The sequence below is a fragment of the Peribacillus sp. NPDC096447 genome (assembly GCF_044762725.1).
GTDB lineage: Bacteria > Bacillota > Bacilli > Bacillales > DSM-1321 > Peribacillus.
The window spans coordinates 13,713-32,996 of sequence record NZ_JBIWEV010000012.1 but is presented as its reverse complement, the minus strand read 5'-3'; the positions used below and the strand labels follow the sequence as shown (position 1 = coordinate 32,996).

Sequence of the window (19,284 nt, the reverse complement as noted above, 5' to 3'; positions counted from 1 at the left end):
AATATTATTAATTTTCATTCAAATGATATATTAGTTGCACAACGCCAGAGGAGAACGTTTTTGTATTAACCAATTTTAAATTCAACCTCTGCTTTATATCAATAAACAAAGGTTTTCCTTCTCCCAAAATAACAGGATGAACAGATAATCTAAATTCATCAACAAGCCCTAAATTGATAAATGTTGTAATAAGACTTGCTCCGCCATATAGCCAGATGTCTTTACCAGGCTTATTCTTTAATTTATTTACTTCTTCAACAATATTATCATTTATAAATATTGCTTTATTATCAGTCCCTTTTTGCGTTCTGGAAAACACGTATTTTTTTTTACTATGAACTATTTCCCAAAGTTCTTTTTCAGTATCGGCATCTTCAATTCCTGGAGTGAATTGTCCCCATAAATCGTAGCTTTTTCTTCCATATAAAATAGTATCAATTTGATTTAAGAAATTAATAAACCCCATCTCAGGGTCCATGATGCACCAATCAACTTCCCCATTTTCCCCTTCTATAAAACCATCTAAAGTAACTGCTAAATCTAAAATCATTCTTCTTGGTCTTACGTTATTGGACATAATTCTTCCTCCCTATAATCATTTGAATATTGTTTGCTCCAATCTTCAGCTAACGCACTTGTTAGCTGAAGTCGATTACTTTTCAGAGGTCTCATCAACAGGTTTTCGTTTATGTTTTTCATAAATTATCTTTTTATTAAATATCTTAACTTCTCCAACCATTAGTAACCTCATATCCTCTACAATATACTTGGCTAACTCTTGGTCAGTGATGTCATCTCCATCAATATCAAGGCGGAATTCCTGCCCTTGTAGCCCACCGCCATTAGTAAACTCTATTTCAAAGTCAAATTGAACTCTTTTATCCATTTGAACCCTCCTAAAATATTGATTGATACTGCAATTGCATTGATAAATTAGCCTTTTGGCAACACAGGGGTTTTTACACCTTTCCACAGTTCTCAAAAGACATATTCTAGACGAAAAAGACAATCACCTTCTTCAACTAACTTCCCCGATAGTTCCATAAGAAAAAGGCTGCATCAACAACCTTCCTTATTGAACGAAGAAAACTAATAGTATTTGTAACAAGGATCTATTCTCTCAACCTCGAGTTAGTTGTAAGCTTATTAAGGGCACAAAATCTAAATACGCTACAATAATGTTTATATGGTCCAGGTTAAGCTAATCTGAACCATTAAAAAGCTGCCTTAAGACAAGACAGCTTCGATCTTAAGCTAACGCACGTTGAATGGCTATTCAAGTAATAACTCGGACTTAAATACGATTACAGCATTTCCCGCAATCCTTACTTCCTCTGGTTCCTGATTACAAATTTTCACTTGTACATCAATGACTCCCGCCCGGTTTATAGCTTCGCCCTGCACTGCTTTAAAACTAAATAAAGTATTATCATGTTTGACAAGTCCATGGTGTATTAAATATGCGCCTAAAGGGCCGTTCGCATTACCTGTAACAGGGTCTTCGTTAATACCAATTGCTGGAGCAAACATTCTTCCATGAATTAAGATTTCAGAGTCGGGAGCATTCATCGTAAACACATAGAAACCATTGCAATTAATTAATCCACTGACTTTTGTTAGTAAATCCATATTAGGGTTTAATTGGTGAAGAAGTTCCGAATTTTTAATTCCAATCATCACCTTGGAATGCCCGGTAGAAACGATTTGTACTGGACAATCTTCAAATAAATCATTTTCACTAATATTGAAAGCAGTAAATATGTTTTCTAAAGCTAGACCATCAATCACCGCATCAAAACTTATACTCCCCTGCGTCATTATAATTTTGTAATCATTATCTTCATTAATCACATCGACTGGTAAAATGCCGGCATCAGTTTTATGATAAACTTTACCTGTATTTAAACTATTTTCAACTGCACGAGCATAGTGGGCAGCAATCGTCGCATGTCCACAGATGGGAACCTCATGAGTAGGCGTAAAAAAACGAATATGTACATCAGATTCGCTATTGTCTGATTTAAATATAAATGCCGTTTCCGAATTGTTAAGCTCTCTAGCAATCCTCTGCATCTCACCCGAAGATAAACCATCTGCATTTGTAATTACACCAGCAGGATTACCCGATAATTTTTCTTTCGTAAATGAATCAATTTGATATAATCGGTACTTTCTTGCCATGTCATTTCCCACCTTTAATATAGTTCCGGTCCTTTATACTATCTATAATTCTTATTATATTAAATATTACCCCGTTAGCTCACAAGAAAAAGAGTGATCGTCACAGCTCTTTAAAGAACTACGCACCCGTTAGTGGAATAAGAACCTTTCAAAAATAATAAAAGACTACCCAGTTATGAGTAGTCATTTCTAATATTTGTATGTGCTTATGAGAAATGTGCTTATGAGAAATGGGAATTAATTGTATCTTCAACTTTCTTTAACATACCTTTATATGCTTCTTCATCAAGGTATCCAATACTTCCGAATAGTAAATGGTCCACAGGTTCTATTCCAGTAAAATCCCATATTCCAATGTCAGAAGTGACTTTCAAACCTGCTGTCATACCGATTTCATCGTAAACCTCATTAGGAGTACCATGTGTATTGATGATAAAACCTTTTTTACCTTCTAATAACTTAATTACACCTTCTGGTCCAGCAGAATAAGCAAACCCAAATGCAAATACCCGGTCTACATATCCTTTAAGAATAGCTGGAAGACCTGCCCACCAAATAGGGTAAATAAATGTTATTACGTCTGCTTCAGCAATAAATTCTTGTTCAGTTTTAATATCATCAGGAGTTTTTCCTACTTTCATAGCTGCTGTATCTTCTGGTTTCAGTACAGGTTGAAAATCAAGTGCATATAAATCACGGACAACAACTTCGTGGCCATTTTTCTTTAATGTATTGACTGTTGTTCCCAAGATAGAGTGATTTAAGCTTTCAGGGTTTGGATGTGCATAGACGACAAGATGTTTCATTTAAAATAACCTCCAAGTATTTAATAACCTTTTATTTGATTACTAATCGTAATCTAATATTATAGTGTTAGACGTTTTTTTAAAAGTAGTCACTTTTTTATAACATAGTCACAAAAATAGTACCATCAAGAAAGAGAGGTATTGATTATGGCACGAAGTAGGTTCGGTGAACCTCCAGAGGACCAAATAGAGGTTTGTCCAGTTACAGAAACTCAAGACATAATTGCAGGAAAATGGAAAATCATTATCTTATGGCATTTAAGCAGACAGACAAGAAGATTTAATGAACTTCAAAGGCTTTTACCTGATATTTCAAAAGGAATACTGACACGTCAGTTGAGAGAATTGGAAGAAGACCAAATGGTTCACAGAGAAGTATATAAAGAAGTTCCTCCAAAGGTAGAATATTCGCTGACATCTTTAGGGAAAAGTTTTATTCCTATACTAGAGAGTATGGGCGAGTGGGGGAAAAAATATAAGGAATTAAGAAAAAGCTAAAGCCTATACTGGTCTTTAGCTTTTTCTTTTTAATTATGTTTGCATGGTTTATCTTAAACTAACCTGCCCCGTTAGCTCCATAAGAAAAAGCTGCCTTAGAGAGAGCTCCGATCTTCAGCTAACGCACCTTTTAGTTTAAGTACATTCCTTCACAATCTTTGTAAATTGAAGAAAATATCACTCCACTTAAATTAACCTTTTATTATCTAACAATTCCTCCTCATCACATATCATATTGATAAATTTAATTAAAGACGCAGGTACATACTTATCTTTTCGATAAATGAATACTGTTTTGACTTTTCCGTATAGATTCGGAATTGAATGTTGTCTAATGATTCCGTCTTGTACATACTTTGTAATCACACTTTGTGGAAGCATACTTATACCTAGACCAGCTGCTACACAACCGATGATTCCATCTATAGTGCCAAATTCCATTATCTTATTGGGTATCATCTTCTCTTGGTATAACCATTGTTCAAACTTTTCACGATAAGCACATCCTGAATGAAATACAAGCAACGTCCTTTTTTGAATTTCTTTGATTGAAGAAGATATTGGAGGATGAACTGTATCTGTAATAAGCATTAGTTCCTCTTCGAATACTTCTTTCTGAATGAGATCAGGATGATTAATAGGGCCAGATACAAATGCTCCATCAAGTTCATTCTGAAGAACTGCTTGAATATTTTGTTCTGTAGAACCTGTTTTTAAAGTTAAATCAACCTCTGGAAAGTCTTTATGATACTTTGAAAATAAGACTGGTAAGCGGACTGCTGCGGTTGTTTCCATTGAACCAATAATTAACGGACCTCTAGGTGTTTGATCATCATTCATCATATTTTTGGTTTCTTCTATAAGATCGAATATTTTTTCTGTATATGTTAGCAACATGCTTCCTTTGTCAGTTAATGCAGTGCCACGATTATGTCTATAAAAAAGAGTTGTTTGAAGATCCGATTCCAACTGCTGTATTTTCATCGTGATATTTGACTGTGCATATTGAAGTTCCCTCGCTGCTTGAGAAATACTCCCCATCTTAGCAACACTCTGGAAAATTTTTAATGAATGCAAATCCAAAATAATCTCTCCTTAGTTGATATACCTTTTGGCCATCGTTAAGAGTGATACCAAATATCGATTTTATGTATTATACCATATAGCAAAGAAAAGATATGCTTATAATATCCTACATTTAACTGGATACTCTAAAGACATTATTACTTTTTGAGGGGAGACACACAAAAATGCCATTATTACGTTTTGACTTAGTAGAAGGAAGAAACGAGGAAACTCTTAAAAAATTATTGGATTCAGCTCATCGTGCGATGGTGGAAGCTTTCCAAGTGCCTGAAAGTGATCGTTATCAAATAGTTCATCAGCACCCACCGCATGAGCTAATAATCGAGGATACTGGACTGGGGTTTAAAAGAAGCAGAGACTTAGTAATTATTAGTATTGTTAGTAAAAAAAGAACTGAAAAACAGAAAGAAACATTATACTCACTTCTTGCACTTAAACTTGAATCAGAATGTGGGATTTCTCCACAAGACTTGATGGTATCTATAACAGAAAACAGCGATGCTGATTGGAGTTTTGGGCTAGGAGAAGCACAGTTTCTAACAGGTTCATTATAACTAAAAAAGATATGGTTATAATATACAATTTTATTGAGGTGTATCTGTATCTATGAAGAAGCAAACTTATCTTTTTTTAATAGGGGGAATATTTTCTTTAATCATTGCAATGGGGATTGGAAGATTTGCATATACTCCCATTCTTCCACTTATGCAAAAAGACCTTTCTTTATCAAATACAACTGCTGGTTATATAGCATCTAGTAATTACGCAGGATATTTGCTTGGAGCAATTTTAGCTGGTGCCATTCCGTTTAAGAAGTATAGAACCAATTTATTAAGAGTAAGTCTCATCATCAGTATCTTAACCACTGCCCTGATGGCTCTCACATACTCTAATTTACTATGGAATGTGCTTCGCTTTCTATCAGGGTTTGCCAGTGCGTTTGTTTTGGTCTTAGCCTCTGGTATCGTGTTAGATAAACTTGCGGCTATAAGAAAAACCAGTTGGTCGGGGTTGTTTTATGGGGGAGTAGGTTTGGGAATCTTTTTATCCAGTCTAATGATTCCGAGTTTAAACCATTTATTTCGGTGGGAAGGAACATGGATAGGACTAGCTGTTGTGAGTGGAATCCTTGCTATCTTTGTATGGATCTGGCTCGATGAAACCCACAACGTTGTTAAGAAGAAAAATAAACAAGATATTATTGTAAAAGTGCCCCCCACTAAATGGCTTATATGGTTGATTATTGCGTATGGTTTAGAAGGATTGGGTTACATTGTTACAGGAACGTTTATCGTATCTATCGCTGAAAAGACCTCATACTTTCATAATGGTGCCACCTTAGTTTGGCTGATGGTGGGATTGGCTGCGATTCCATCCTGTCTCATTTGGTCTTTACTAGCTAAAAAATGTGGATACATTAAATCTTTAGTGCTTGCAATGGCTCTGCAATCCTTGGGTATTGCGATGCCAGCTTTTTGGATGTCAAAAACTAGTTTTGTCATAAGTGCTTTATTATTTGGAGCCACGTTTATGGGTATCACGACCCTGGTTACAACATTGGGACGGGAAATGAATCCATCTGATAGCAATCGGACCATTGGCATGCTTACCGCTATTTATGCTATTGGACAGTTGATAGGACCAACCCTTGCTGGGGTTTTATCATCACTCACACATGATTTCAATGCTGCTTTTATTGGCGCAGCAAGTGTTGTCTTCTTTGGGGCAATTTTGCTTTCAAGTGGGATTCATTTCGAGATCAACCCTAACGTTCATCCATCCAATATAAAAAAAACAGAAGAGAATTAATTAGGATCAAAATACAAAATTGGGGGAGTCAATGATGTTAAATAATGAAATGATGAAGCATTTAAAGATTAAGAATCCTATTATACAAGCTCCTATGGCAGGCGGGATCACCACTTCGGATTTAGTAGCCGAGGTGTCCAATGCTGGGGGACTTGGAATGATCGGAGCAGGCTATCAGACACCAATACAATCAAGAGAGCAGATTAGAGAAATCAAGCAGTTAACGTCAAACCCTTTTGGCATCAATCTATTCGTGCCAAACGAATTTAACGTAACCCCTGACGCAGTACAATCAGCTAACCAGATTTTACACACAATTCGTAAGCAATTAAATTTAGAACCAACAGACAGCTTTGACATTCCTGAATATAAAACAATTTTTGAAAGCTTTATTGAACAAGTTAAGGTTGTCATTGAAGAGAATGTATCTATTTGTTCCTTTACATTTGGTATTCCTCCACAGGAAGTGATGGATGAGTTAAAACAACATAACATCACTCTTATAGGAACAGCTACAACGGTTAGGGAAGCCGTTGAAAATGAAAAAGCAGGAATGGATATGGTTGTTGTGCAGGGCAGTGAAGCTGGCGGGCACCGCGGGAACTTTATTGATAGTCGTCAGGAGAGCCTAATAGGTTTAATGTCGCTTATTCCGCAGGTTGTTGACAATGTAAGCATACCTGTTATTGCTGCTGGAGGAATTATGGATGGAAGAGGATTAATGGCTTCACTCTGCTTAGGAGCACAAGGTATACAAATGGGTACAGCTTTCTTGACTTGTATTGAAAGTGGAGCACATAAGGTACATAAAGAGGCCATTTTAAATGCTGATGAAGACCAGACAACCTTTACTCGTGCCTTTTCTGGTAAATGGGCAAGAGGAATAGAAAATAAATTTATTTTAGAAATGCAAAAGCACGAACGGTTTTTACCAGATTTCCCTGTTCAAAATACACTAACCCAGGATATTAGAAAGACTTCTAGTGCACAAAACAATCAAGATTTCATGTCACTTTGGGCCGGGCAAGGTCTTAGGTTAGCTACGGATCACTCTGCTACTGCAATTGTTAAGCAGACCATCGATGAAGCAAATGTTCTAATCAAAAGGATTTCTATTCTCGGAATGATTTAGACTGAAATAAAGTTGTAGATTCCCTAGAAACTAAGTTGGCACTCAACAAAATAGAAGTGTCAAAAAAATTATTATCCGTGAGAATACTCTAATGGAAGGTTTTAATATGCAGACATACCATTTTTTAAAGGTAGAGGGATTAAGTGTTTTTTACCGTGAGGCTGGTGATCCAAATAAACCTGTAATTTTATTACTCCATGGTTTTCCATCCGCAAGTCACATGTTCCGAGATTTAATACCTATTCTAGCAAAAGACTTTCATTTGATTGCCCCTGATTATCCCAGTTTCGGACAAACAACATCACCTAATAGAGTGGATTTTGTTTATACATTTGATCATATTACTGAAATTGTTGAAGGTTTCATTGACCGACTAGGGCTTACTAAGTATGCACTATATGTCTTTGATTATGGGGCGCCAATTGGCTTTCGGTTAGCTATGCACCATCCAGAACGTGTAACAGCAATAATTAGTCAAAATGGGAACATCTATCATGAAGGCTTGGGTAAAAAATGGGCTACTCGAGCAGAATATTGGCGTAATCCAACACAAGAAAAAAGAGAAAGTTATCGGACAGCTTTTGAACCCGACACGATCAAGAACCAATATCTTGATGGAACAAAAAATAATCAGGTTTCTCCTGATGGCTATACTCTTGATATTGCATATATGTCTCGATCGGGAACTGACGAAAAGCAATTAGATTTAATATTTGATTACCAAAATAATGTGAAGCTGTACCCACAATTTCAACAGTATCTTCGCGAATATCAACCACCATTATTGGCAACTTGGGGTAAAAATGATGCTTCATTTATTCCAGAGGGTGCTAAAGCATTTTTGAAAGATTTACCAAATACTGAGATTCATTTATTAGATACTGGTCATTTTGCATTGGAAACACATGCGAATGAAATAGGTGAATTGATTTTAAATTTCTTAAAGGAAAATGGCATTTAACGAATTAAATCAAAGTTTAAGATATAAAGGTGATTGGAAAAGATAAAAAACACCTAGTTAGGTTAAGACCTTTAGGTAGCAAGGATCACTCTGCCACTGCTATTGTCAAACAGACCTTCCATGAAGTAAATGATGAAAAACTACCTGCTTAAACAATTAAGATTTGTTCGAGAAAACACAATTAATTGCGTGCTAGAAATGGATGATGAAGTATCACTGTTTATTCCAGAAGGATTCAATAATAATATAAAATGGAATCTAGGAGATATATATGTTGTGCAAGAAAAGTTCGCATTTTATTTTATTAAGGAAAAAATGATAGAGCCGAATAACTTTACGGAATTATTCACTACTGGCACAAAGCACATCATTTGGAGGGATCAGGCGTTACCAACGATCAGCGAATTAAACCAATTATTAGAAAATCAAATCGACAGGATTGAACAAACATTGGAATTTCGGTTAAAAGAAGTTATCGAGACGCCTTTTACTACGTCAACAGGTCTTACTTTATCAACAGTAGAAGAATTACTCAGTTTTAGTTTATATCATGAAGGCATGCATTTTGCTACAATAAACTCGTTCAAACGGATTATTCAAATGAAAGAAAGAATAAGGTCCATTAGTTCAAACAATTATTAAAAAAACTTTATTATAGTACCGTCACAAATGGACGGTACTATATGTGTTAAAAGCGTATAACTAAATTATCATCAAACACACTCTAGTCCATCACCAAATTATGATAAAGATAAAGATAAAGATAAAGATTAAGAGCATTCAATATAGAGGCTTTCAGTTTAAATCAAAATCTACTTTACAATCACTATTAATTGTATTTATCCATTCTACAACTTATTTTTGTTGATGTATAACAGATATCTCACGATGCTGCTATATAAATATTTTATAATTAAAGGAGGAGTTTTATATGTCAAGAAAGGCTTTTAATGCAGATGGAGCTGTTGCTGTTGGCCCATACTCACATGCAGTTGAAACAGGGGATTTACTATTTTTATCCGGGCAAACCCCTATAGACTCACAGACTGGAAAGCTTGTAGAAGGTGATATTGTTAAACAGACAAAGCAATGCTTTAAGAACCTTTTTAATGTATTGGAGGTAGCTGGTTTAGTCCCTGACGATGTTGAAAAAGTAAATGTGTTTTTAACTAATATGGATAACTTTGCAGCAATGAATGAAGTGTATGTACAACAATTTTCTGCACCATATCCTGCTCGTACAACTATAGGCGTAGCATCCCTACCTCTAGGTGCACAGATTGAAATAGAAATGATAGCTAGAAGATCATAATTGTAGATACTAGGTAAAAAGAGCTCTATCAAAATAGATAGAGCTTATTAATAATTCTTTTCCTATTCGTATATAGAACGTTGGTAAATTAACGATATGTGTAGAAGAATCCTTATGTATCAAAGGGGACTGTACTCTTAGAGTGAGACAAATAAAAAACACCTTTAAGTTGAAAACAGGTATATACTACCAGAAAAGCTAATCTGTCTTCAACCTTGTGATCAAATTGCAAACCAAGTCCTTCATAAAATTCCAATTGAACGATTTAAATTACTTACTGGTAAATGTGCTTCGTATAAACCTATTATCATTGATAAGCTCCTTTTATTATAATTTTCTTTTATTCTTTCATTTTCTTAATGAACTAACCTGCCCAGTTAGTTCATTAACAAAGTATCAAACTTTATTTCATGTCTACACAAACACCATTTACTGTATCTTGTAGTACTATGGCTCGTACCCTTTGTAGAGTTTGCGAACGTACTAGTCATGTCAGTAAACTTCACTTCTTTTCTGGAAAAAAGGGCAGTGTAAAGATACTTATTTATTTCAGAAACTTTTCATATAAAAAGCTACCCATTAAGAGTGGGTAGCAAGTAATACAAGTTATTTGAAAACAATTTGAAGTTTTCCATATACTTTTCCAGAAGAGTATCCATCTTTCACATCAACATAAAATTTACCTATTTTCATGCCTGTGAATAATGTCTTTCCACCTGCTAAGCTATGATAGCCTGTGCACTTTCCAGTACTAGCATTGCAGAGACGAGACCATACGTTACTATAATTAGTCAATAACTTACTTCCAGAAGAGGTCTTTAAATAGATTGGGGAAACCAGTTCTACCTGTAGGTCACTACCTTTGTTAGGATTTCCAATTTCACCATCCCATTTTCCATCTTCTGTTTGAAAAGAATACTGAGGAACACTTGCTTGAGCAGAAGAAGTACCTAATACCATTCCACCTACCAGAACTAACACAAAGGTACTTAAGATTGAAAATAAGCTTTTTATGTTATTTCCTCCTCCAATCTTTATCCCTTTTATAATATCAGAATAAACTGAATATTAAAATGATTAAAAATGACTATAGCTTCTTAGATTCAAACATCTTTGGTTGCGCCATCTTCATCGTTTTACAGTTAAGACGGCTTACTCCCGTAATAATGGCAATTTTCCTTTTTAAATGGCCCATGATAATATTCTCCCATTACTATTAGTAAATTTGTCTTATACTTGTCCTTTTGTTGCATAAAGAAAAAGCCATCTTAATGACAGCTCCGATCTTCAAAAAGCACCCGTTAGTTTTTAAGTTTATTCAGGTCAAATCTTGCCATTTCTTGATTTTCAATTGTCACAACTAAAAAAGCATCTAATGCATACTCTTTAAGTTCAGCTAATTTTTCTTTTGAAGGTACAAGCAGTGGAACTTGGGAATTTTCTTCGCTTACACCTAAATCGTAGTTAAGAGAATACTCACCCTTTTGATCAGGCTTAAGAACAGGTAAAAATGAATGACCAAACCCTACACCACTCCCGTTATAATCTTCAGGATCATAAATATTGAAGCCCATTACGTCTTCTGACACCGATTTTAATTTGTCTTTAGGCTCAATCTTAAGTTCAATTCCTTTATCAACTTCTTCAATACCTGCTGTTTTATTACCTGTATTTTTAATGGTGAATTCATAAAATAAAGCTGTCGGGATCAGCTCATTTCCCTTTCTTTCTCCTTCAGTTATCACAATTGCACCAAGCAAATCCTTATCTTTAACAATATCAACTTTCGCATCTACTAGTTCCAGAGAAGGATTTGATGAACAAGCTGATACAAAGAATAAAGCAAATAGGCTAATAAAAACAAAGCATTTCCTCAAGTAATCACCTCCAATTTAGATTACCATATTTTACCTATAATTCAAACGAATTTCTTTTTAACTGCATAAGAAAAAGGCTGCCTCAGCAACCCCCTAAGTAAGGCGATCATTTATTTTGATTTGTTTTACTGAAAATAAAAACAGTTCTATTGAAAACACTATACCCTTTCAAGAGGAATATGAGGTAAAGGTGGTAATTGAATTCTAACCAGGTCCCCTGGGTGAACCTCACCACTTTCCAAAACTATGCTCATTATTCCTGCTTTACGTATCAAGTTCCCATGCTGATCCCGGTCCAAAACAGCGTTCATAAGTCCTGATTTAAATTGATCAATCTGGGCACATGGATTTCGTAGGCCTGTTACTTTAATAACTGCTGTTTCCCCAATAAATAGTAACGAATCCTTCGGTAATTCAAGCAGGTCGATACCTTTTGTGGTAATATTTTCACCCATTTGCCCAGCTGTAACATTAAACCTGTCTTTCAATTCGTCTAATAATTCTGAGTGGATTAGGTGAACTTGCCGCAGGTTAGGTTGATTTGGGTCTTTCGCTACACGTGAACGATGCTTAACAGTTTTACCCGAATGGGCATCTCCTTCAACGCCCAAACCCTTCAACAGTTTTATACTATTGCAATTTTCCTTGCTGAATGTGTGTTTATCACTTTTACTTACAGCTATTACTACTCCGCTAGCCGAGCCGATATTTTCTTCATTCACTTTCTTTCAACTCCCCCCCAATACTTATATTTGATATCTTTATTCAACTATCCTGCCAAGAAAGATCCAAAAAGAAAAAGGCTGCCTTAGCAACCTCCCTTTGTAAGCTCAATTTGAATCTTATTTAAACTTCTAACTTTTTGCATCAATTATCTGTTGAATAATTTCTATGCTTTTAAGATCCTATGGACGAAGTGTTCTTCCTGTTACACACCTTTTATATATTAAGATATAAGTATTGAAACAACCTTGATCTCTATGTATGCTTTTGTTCCATAACCTGATATAATTCGAGGTTTTCTGAACATATATAAAATTATTGATAATTAACCGCTTCTTGGTTTATATTACTACCGTCATAACACCTTTTTTGATAAGAGCAGCTTTTGCAAACCAGTAAAGAATTCGTTTTCAAATACTTTTTGGGTTCTTGTAAAAGATTCTTGATTATGTTGAGGTATTCCAATCCATTCGAAACATCATTCATGGTTGGAATATAAGTTTCTATTTTACCTTCCATAAGCGAGAATATCTCTATTCTTTCCGGTAATTGACCAAATGCCTTTTCACAAAATACCGAAATCATATTAGTAAATAATAAGTTCATTTCTTCGTGTGTATCAACTACATATTTTTTTATGATGTATGAGCTGCTTGACCATTCTGCTACTTCAAAAGTTAAGGAGAGTTCTGTCCCCAACTCCTCAATATTGATGTTAAACTTTTCATATAAAAATAAAGGTGGATATTGAATTTTTTTGGAAGTTAAAAATTGGAGTAAATGGTCAGTTATATTAGCAAGAACCATATAATAATGACTCCTTGACTCGAACTGACGTACATCAATGGCACTCCAATGATCATCTATGAACTCCATAACTTTCTTAGTTGTCTGACATATTGGAGGCAGTTTATAATAGCGACTTACAACTTGATTAACCACAGCTTGAACCATTTTACTCCAATCCAATTGAGTTGTGATTTTTCCTTCTATATGATGAAAGTAAAATTGATAAGGACACCTTATAAAATCTTGTAAATGGTAATCAGTTAAAGTAGCAATGGAAATCCGATGTTCCTTACCCATCATTCCCCTCACCTCTCTTTCCCCATAAAATAGCTAATTCTATATTGAAGAGACAAGACTTTTCTTTATAAAATCCCTCCCGAAATTTTGGCAGTTTTTGATATCCTCATCATCTGGGTTTAATTCTACTTTTAATCCTTCTAGGACGATATCAGCACCCTGTTCTCTTAATTTTTCGGTCAAAATATCTACGGCTGCACCATATTGTGAGTAAGATGAATCGCAGGAACCAAACACCGCAGCTTTCTTTCCAGTTAGATTAATATGATCCATTTCTTCATAAAAGTCTAAAAAATCATCCGGTAATTCTCCGTCTCCCCACGTATATGCGCCTAATAAGATACAATCATACTCTCCAAGTATGGAGGCTTCAGGACCTTCCATTATATCTATCTTTTCGATATTCACATCACTGATTTCTGTGATTCCTTCTATAATGATATCCGCCATTTCTTCGGTATTTCCACTCATACTGGCAAAAATCATAATGAATTTAGACATGATAAGTTCCCCTTCCAACACTGATGATTATTAGTAAAAACTTAAACTACTTAGCAGCATTATCACCTTTAATTAAACTTTGGTGAAATTGAATTTCCAGATCTTTCAGCAAAAAGATAGGTATCGATGTTTTTTGCTGAAAAATGATTAATTTTAATTAACAAACTTACACGGGAATCATGTCTATGTAACGCTCACACCACAAAAAGGGCAGGAAATATAAAAGTCCATTGCATCTTTATTTAATATGTTCATAAAATTGTCGTGTTTTCCCAAAAAGCATGTAAATCTCCAATGTTAATTTTATTCTTTATTTTCTGTACGTTACTCAGTTCATCGGCAAATGAAAGAAACGACTGCCTATCATGTGCATCGAGTGCTTCGTTTATTTTAAAGCTTAAATGGTTAATTTTTAGATTCAAATCCAAAATGGAGCAAATGCTTCCCTTGGAATACAGTTCCTCAATATCTTCCACATGCATAAAAAACTGAAACTCGTTGTTGATATCTATTAAAAAGTGCCATCCTAAGCAATCAACATACTTCCGCTCGTTTGTAATTGTCCAAACATCACCTTGAAGGAACTCAATCATATGTTGGTGCTTTTGCCCAGGACAGCAGCAGCTTACTTGATGCTGAAATTGTTCTAATATTATAAAATTTTTATCCACAGATGTTCCTCCTCCACCCATATTCAGTATTTATTGAATTTTATTTGTTATCGCTAACTTAGTCAGTTGACTGTATTTTGTCAGACTTACTTTTCTATTCTTTTAAGGTTGACCTATTTTCATTTTTCTTCCTGATCCAAAACTGTTTATTCAATATGTTGAAGCCTTTTTAATTTTTATTGTCAGGGAATAGGAATTTGCAAAAGTATTAACTGAAAATGATTATCAATATCAATGTTACTTTATATAATAATGATAATGATTATCAATGTCAATAAGTTTTTAGCCATATAGGTTATATAATCAATCCGTCAGTAAAAGCATCTTTCTGAAATATTCTATTAAGCTCGTAATTTGTCCAATATGAATATTGGACAATCATAGTCCTAAAGATATTTTTTTCGAAGTTATTAATACTAGCTTGGTTCATTTAAGCCCCTCATTTGTTTCACTCAAATTTCTCATGCTAATAATCTGGATACATGTGAAACTATTCAAAAGATATAATAGCCATAATAATATGTCGAATTTTATCAATTGCCCTCATGCAAATAAGGAGGTGATTAGATTGATTCCAGTAGCCTGTACTTTATTCTGAAGAAAATATCGGCAATAAAAACTGCCCCTATAATTACATAAAGAAAAAGCTGCCTTTAAGGCAGCTTCAATCTTTAGCTAACGCGCACTTTAATGAGGGGATATTAATTCCGTGCTTTGTAAATCCTTCCAAAGTAAGGATGGCTGATTGTTTTGATTTATGTGTTAAAAGGCGTACTCCATTTTTTATGATCACTTTCTGCATCCCAAAAACGGACAGTTTCGTCTTCACCAGTACGATTACAGACAAATACGGGCAGTCCTGTTTCTAATGACCTTTGTTCCCATTCTCCCTCTGGACCGTGTAATCCGGGACCCCAGGAAGACGGTGCAATTAATATTTCTGCTCCTTTTTCAACTAAGCTGTAAGCAATGTCTTTGGGATATGCGTCTGTACAAATCATAATACCAACCTCAACATTGTCTGTTTTTATTGGCTCTATTACATCCCCTGAGCTGACCAATCATCAATAACACTTATTTTTCTCTGTTTGCCTAATAAATGACCTTGTTTACTTATGACAAACACAGAATTATAAAACTCTCCGTTACTGCCTTTTTCAGGGCAACCCCAAAATACAGTGCTTTTCAAATTCTTTAGTTTACGGCTCAAATTACTCATCCAAGCATCAGGTTGCCGGTTAATCCATCCAGTCCCAATCTTATGATTGAATTGAATTCCGCTGACACATAGTTCGGGTGTTATTATCCAATCGGCATTATTGTTTGATGCTATATGAATGGCTTGTTGAATGAGTTTTTGGTTATACTCCACATCACCAGCAATAGGCAATAGGTGTAATAAAGCTATTTTTATTTTTCCCATATTGATCTCCCAAACTACAACTTTTATTAATGTCTATGCTTGTAATAATTGTAAGCATAGACATTGATTTGCTTGGACAACTACCCTGCCCCCTTAGTTCCGTAAGAAAAAGCTGCCTTAAATGCAGCTGCGATCTTCAGCTTACGCACCCGTTAGTTGAAAATTTCTAACTGGAAGAGATGTTATATATCATTGTCCAAGATGTTCCTGATGAACCACATTGTTCAAATCCAAGTTTCTTATAAAGTTGTACAGCCTGAGTATTTTTAGGGTCAACACTCAAAGATAGCGATGTATATCCATCTCTAGAAGCTGTTTCAAATAAATTTTCCATAAGCAGGATACCTATTCCCTTACCTCTTCCTTTATTAATTACAGCTATACCTAGCTCAGGAGTCTTATCATCTACATATCCATAACCTTTTTGATTTTCTGTAAATAGGCGATACCATGCAGCACCAGCAGGAAAATTATCCTCAAAAGCAATTATTGCTCTATCACCTTTTCTTCCCCATCCCTCACTATATTTTTTTATATGTGGTAAATTTAACAGTTCTTCTTTAGGTGGCTTATTTTCAGGAATATGAATAGCTTCATACATCATATCCGATAAAAAATTTAATTCATGCTCACTTTGTTCCAAACTTTTAACATGTATCAAAATTAATCACCCCATTTGTTTTTATACTAATTCGGCATAGAAATATTATTACCTGTTGTTCAACTAACCTGCCCCGTTAGTTCCATAAGAAAAAGCTGCCTTAAAGACAGCTTCGATCTTCAGCTAACGCACCCGTTACTTGAATTAGAAATTTAATTAGCTTTTCTGGTCCTCTTAAAAAATAAATAACCTAAAACACCTAAAACTAACGCTATACCTTCGAAAACAATAACTTGATATATAATATCCCCTAACATAACCTGTTCCTCCTATTCAAAATTCCCTAAATCTATATACTAGATTTTCCCTAAAAAGGTTTCAACTGATAGTTTGATTCTAAAAGTCTTATTAAACTAAACTTCCCCGTTAGCCATCCATGAATCGCTAAAATCGGCGATTCACCACAAAGAATGAAAATGGTTAGGAAGTGTCAATACTGATACTGACCCTAATCCATAGACTAATTAATTAACGCTCTCCTCTTTTTTTAAAACGATTGAGCAGGGTCTTCTTAAGTATTGTCATTTTTCATTTTTAAAGAAACTTATTTTCATGGTAGTTCATTAAGCAAAAAGGCCACCAAATGGCAGCCTGTTACTTTAGGTGATAATTTGCACTTATTTTAAGTGCTATTTTGGAAAATCATTAACTTATTAGATAATGAACAATAAAAAAAGGAGACGCCTATAAAGGGTATCTCCTTCCTATACCATATCGCTGAGATATCCGGGAACAGTAGTGAAAATTTGTTTTGTTTCTTCACCAACATAACAATTTAGTGTTACATTTTAGCTGACTAAATCAATTGCTCCAGCCGTATCATTACTTTTGAGTCAAAGCATTAAAAATATTCGCTTCGCCTGCCCCGTATAGGTGATCATTGCCAGTTTTTCCGTAATCCTTTGCGGTTTGTTTGATTGCCGCTGTTACCTGGGCCGGGCTGTAATCAGGATGAGCAGCTTTAATTACACCTGCAATTCCGGCAACCTTTGGAGAGGCCATGGACGTTCCATGAAGCAACGCATAGCTGTGCAGATTGGCAGTAAAGTATGGTTCCAAATAGGTTGGCCATGTGCTTAATGTTCTGTAATGGAAATCTCGCAGGCTTTCATCCAATGTTGCATCGTAAACAGGGCCGTTATCCCCTCCAGGTGCTGCTACATCAATGGAGCGTAATCCATAATTTGAATAGAATGCGATTTTTTCAGTAGACCATTTATTTGACGAAGAAACGGTCATTACGCCAGGAAGCTGTCCTGGCACTTCAATCGAGGCTCCTTTAAACTGTAATCCAAGATATCCATACTCTCTATTCATGTAATCTGTGATGGTGGTTGGATTGTTAAGATTTAAAGACTCGTTGCCGGCCGCCGCAACAACAGTAACGTTTTTCCTCACAGCATATTGGATGGCACGCTTCCAAACAAGCATATCAGCTACATCACTGTATGATCCGCTGTTTTGGTAAGAATATCGTGATAGGGCGTCAAAGCCTCCGATAGACATATTGATTACATCTACACCGTCATCAGCTGCCTGGATAATCGCATCAGCAATCCAGGATGTTGCAGCACCAGCATTTGCCGGAAACACACGGTAAGAACGAATGCCAAGCTCTGGACCAACGCCCTGAACCTTTCCATTTGCAGCGATTGAACCTGCAACATGAGTTCCATGCCCGTCACGGTCTTTAAAATCCTTAGTGTCTCCTGTCTCAGTCGGGTCATCCCCGAAACCTCCCTCTGGAACAAAATTTTGTCCCCCGAGAAGATTCCCTTTTAAGTCAGGATGGTTTGGATCAATGCCTGTATCAATGACTCCCACAACAGCACCATTTCCTTTGTTGATCTTATAGGATTCTCCGTCTTCAGTTACATTTTTGATGTCCCACTGATAATTCCAGTAACTTTCGATTGCTTCTGGCTGAGGAAAGTCGGTAACAGGCTGGTTATCAGCAGCAGCTGGGTCATTCTTTTTATAATCAAGCTGATGTTTAATTTCCAAATTGGCCGCTTGAACATTGGGAACAGATTTCAAATTTATGAGAAAGGCATCTTTAGAAGATTCAACTTCTACGCTTCCGATTTCAGGTAATGCACGTACAACTCTGCCGCCTGCGTTCGAGATAACGGTTGAATAATTGGGAGGAAGATTGCTTTTAAAGGCGATCAAATATTTTTTAGCAACTGGTGCCGTGTTTGTTGCCGTTTTTGCTAATGTTAAATCGGCACCCATATTCATACTGCATGCTAACGTGGCTGCAATAATTGAAGAAAAAATCTTAAGTCTCATCCTATCCCTCCACTATCAAAATTTGGTGCAATACTTTAAGATATTTCGCAAAATTTTTGGTAATTCCTGCTTTTTATGTAAAAGTAATGAAAAAACAAAGCAAAAGTCACAGTTGTAGAAATCACAATTCTGTTAATGAATATATTATCTGAATATTCATGTTCCTTTAAAAAATTAGTGTACCAAAAACGGTCGTTTTTTCAAGCCAGTTAACTGCTTCATCTGAGCAAAATGCTGATATCGGCACTTCATATGGCAGCGTTGA

20 protein-coding genes and 1 pseudogene are annotated in these 19,284 nt (G+C 35.5%); 7 read left to right on the top strand and 14 right to left on the bottom strand.

All coding sequences use genetic code 11. From position 1 onward, the window contains the following. Nucleotides 1–7: 7 nt before the first annotated feature. From ACIQZD_RS24390 to ACIQZD_RS24375, 4 genes are all read right to left on the bottom strand, one after another. Entirely contained in the window at nt 8–577 is a 570-nt protein-coding gene (locus tag ACIQZD_RS24390) for a dihydrofolate reductase family protein (RefSeq protein WP_402907166.1), read from the bottom strand. Between the two features lie 75 nt (nt 578–652). Beyond that, nucleotides 653–886 (bottom strand): cyclase, encoded by a 234-nt coding sequence (locus tag ACIQZD_RS24385; protein WP_402907164.1) that lies wholly within the window; start codon nt 884–886, stop codon nt 653–655. A gap of 386 nt (nt 887–1,272) precedes the next feature. Beyond that, on the bottom strand, nt 1,273–2,181 hold the full coding sequence (locus ACIQZD_RS24380; RefSeq protein WP_402907161.1) for a PhzF family isomerase: 909 nt from the start codon (nt 2,179–2,181) through the stop codon (nt 1,273–1,275). A 221-nt stretch (nt 2,182–2,402) separates the two neighbouring features. Then, a complete protein-coding gene (locus ACIQZD_RS24375) occupies nt 2,403–2,987 on the bottom strand; it encodes an NAD(P)H-dependent oxidoreductase (protein ID WP_402907159.1) in 585 nt (194 codons plus the stop codon). A gap of 147 nt (nt 2,988–3,134) precedes the next feature. Here ACIQZD_RS24375 and ACIQZD_RS24370 point away from each other — a divergent pair, with 147 nt between their 5' ends. Next, a complete protein-coding gene (locus ACIQZD_RS24370) occupies nt 3,135–3,485 on the top strand; it encodes a winged helix-turn-helix transcriptional regulator (RefSeq protein ID WP_101226027.1) in 351 nt (116 codons plus the stop codon). Between the two features lie 186 nt (nt 3,486–3,671). On the opposite strand, the gene ACIQZD_RS24365 is transcribed toward ACIQZD_RS24370, so the two are convergent. Continuing rightward, on the bottom strand, nt 3,672–4,568 hold the full coding sequence (locus ACIQZD_RS24365; protein ID WP_402907157.1) for a LysR family transcriptional regulator: 897 nt from the start codon (nt 4,566–4,568) through the stop codon (nt 3,672–3,674). 167 nt (nt 4,569–4,735) lie between these two features. Here ACIQZD_RS24365 and ACIQZD_RS24360 point away from each other — a divergent pair, with 167 nt between their 5' ends. The 6 genes from ACIQZD_RS24360 to ACIQZD_RS24335 all read left to right on the top strand — a co-directional run bounded on the left by ACIQZD_RS24360 (nt 4,736) and on the right by ACIQZD_RS24335 (nt 9,785). Further along, nucleotides 4,736–5,125 (top strand): tautomerase family protein, encoded by a 390-nt coding sequence (locus tag ACIQZD_RS24360; protein WP_095395204.1) that lies wholly within the window; start codon nt 4,736–4,738, stop codon nt 5,123–5,125. A 52-nt stretch (nt 5,126–5,177) separates the two neighbouring features. After that, a complete protein-coding gene (locus ACIQZD_RS24355; RefSeq protein ID WP_402907154.1) occupies nt 5,178–6,380 on the top strand; it encodes a YbfB/YjiJ family MFS transporter in 1,203 nt (400 codons plus the stop codon). A 34-nt stretch (nt 6,381–6,414) separates the two neighbouring features. Beyond that, nucleotides 6,415–7,512 carry an NAD(P)H-dependent flavin oxidoreductase gene (locus tag ACIQZD_RS24350; RefSeq protein WP_402907152.1) on the top strand — a complete coding sequence of 366 codons (1,098 nt, stop codon included), beginning with the start codon at nt 6,415–6,417 and terminating at the stop codon, nt 7,510–7,512. A 106-nt stretch (nt 7,513–7,618) separates the two neighbouring features. Continuing rightward, entirely contained in the window at nt 7,619–8,473 is an 855-nt protein-coding gene (locus ACIQZD_RS24345; RefSeq protein WP_402907226.1) for an alpha/beta fold hydrolase, read from the top strand. Between the two features lie 129 nt (nt 8,474–8,602). Further along, complete coding sequence (locus tag ACIQZD_RS24340; RefSeq protein ID WP_402907150.1) at nt 8,603–9,115, top strand: DinB family protein; 513 nt, start codon at nt 8,603–8,605, stop codon at nt 9,113–9,115. A gap of 289 nt (nt 9,116–9,404) precedes the next feature. Beyond that, nucleotides 9,405–9,785 carry a RidA family protein gene (locus ACIQZD_RS24335; protein WP_402907148.1) on the top strand — a complete coding sequence of 127 codons (381 nt, stop codon included), beginning with the start codon at nt 9,405–9,407 and terminating at the stop codon, nt 9,783–9,785. 606 nt (nt 9,786–10,391) lie between these two features. On the opposite strand, the gene ACIQZD_RS24330 is transcribed toward ACIQZD_RS24335, so the two are convergent. The 9 genes and pseudogenes from ACIQZD_RS24330 to ACIQZD_RS24290 form a co-directional block, all read right to left on the bottom strand. Next, nucleotides 10,392–10,745 carry a hypothetical protein gene (locus ACIQZD_RS24330; RefSeq protein WP_402907146.1) on the bottom strand — a complete coding sequence of 118 codons (354 nt, stop codon included), beginning with the start codon at nt 10,743–10,745 and terminating at the stop codon, nt 10,392–10,394. Nucleotides 10,746–11,086: 341 nt separating this feature from the next. Continuing rightward, the gene (locus tag ACIQZD_RS24325) at nt 11,087–11,662 is read right to left on the bottom strand and encodes a hypothetical protein (protein WP_402907144.1); all 576 of its coding nucleotides are present in this window, start codon (nt 11,660–11,662) and stop codon (nt 11,087–11,089) included. 158 nt (nt 11,663–11,820) lie between these two features. Beyond that, nucleotides 11,821–12,384: an MOSC domain-containing protein gene (locus tag ACIQZD_RS24320; protein ID WP_402907142.1), complete on the bottom strand. Its 564-nt coding sequence runs from the start codon at nt 12,382–12,384 to the stop codon at nt 11,821–11,823. A gap of 316 nt (nt 12,385–12,700) precedes the next feature. Beyond that, nucleotides 12,701–13,474 carry a hypothetical protein gene (locus tag ACIQZD_RS24315; RefSeq protein ID WP_402907140.1) on the bottom strand — a complete coding sequence of 258 codons (774 nt, stop codon included), beginning with the start codon at nt 13,472–13,474 and terminating at the stop codon, nt 12,701–12,703. A gap of 36 nt (nt 13,475–13,510) precedes the next feature. Next, on the bottom strand, nt 13,511–13,972 hold the full coding sequence (locus tag ACIQZD_RS24310; protein ID WP_402907138.1) for a flavodoxin: 462 nt from the start codon (nt 13,970–13,972) through the stop codon (nt 13,511–13,513). A 251-nt stretch (nt 13,973–14,223) separates the two neighbouring features. After that, nucleotides 14,224–14,643, bottom strand: coding sequence for a hypothetical protein (locus ACIQZD_RS24305; protein WP_402907136.1), 420 nt, complete (start codon nt 14,641–14,643; stop codon nt 14,224–14,226). A gap of 755 nt (nt 14,644–15,398) precedes the next feature. After that, a pseudogene (locus ACIQZD_RS24300) lies at nt 15,399–16,066 on the bottom strand (carbon-nitrogen hydrolase family protein). Between the two features lie 166 nt (nt 16,067–16,232). Next, the gene (locus tag ACIQZD_RS24295) at nt 16,233–16,727 is read right to left on the bottom strand and encodes a GNAT family N-acetyltransferase (protein ID WP_402907134.1); all 495 of its coding nucleotides are present in this window, start codon (nt 16,725–16,727) and stop codon (nt 16,233–16,235) included. Nucleotides 16,728–17,549: 822 nt separating this feature from the next. After that, complete coding sequence (locus ACIQZD_RS24290) at nt 17,550–19,019, bottom strand: S8 family serine peptidase (protein WP_402907132.1); 1,470 nt, start codon at nt 19,017–19,019, stop codon at nt 17,550–17,552. Nucleotides 19,020–19,284 lie beyond the last annotated feature (265 nt).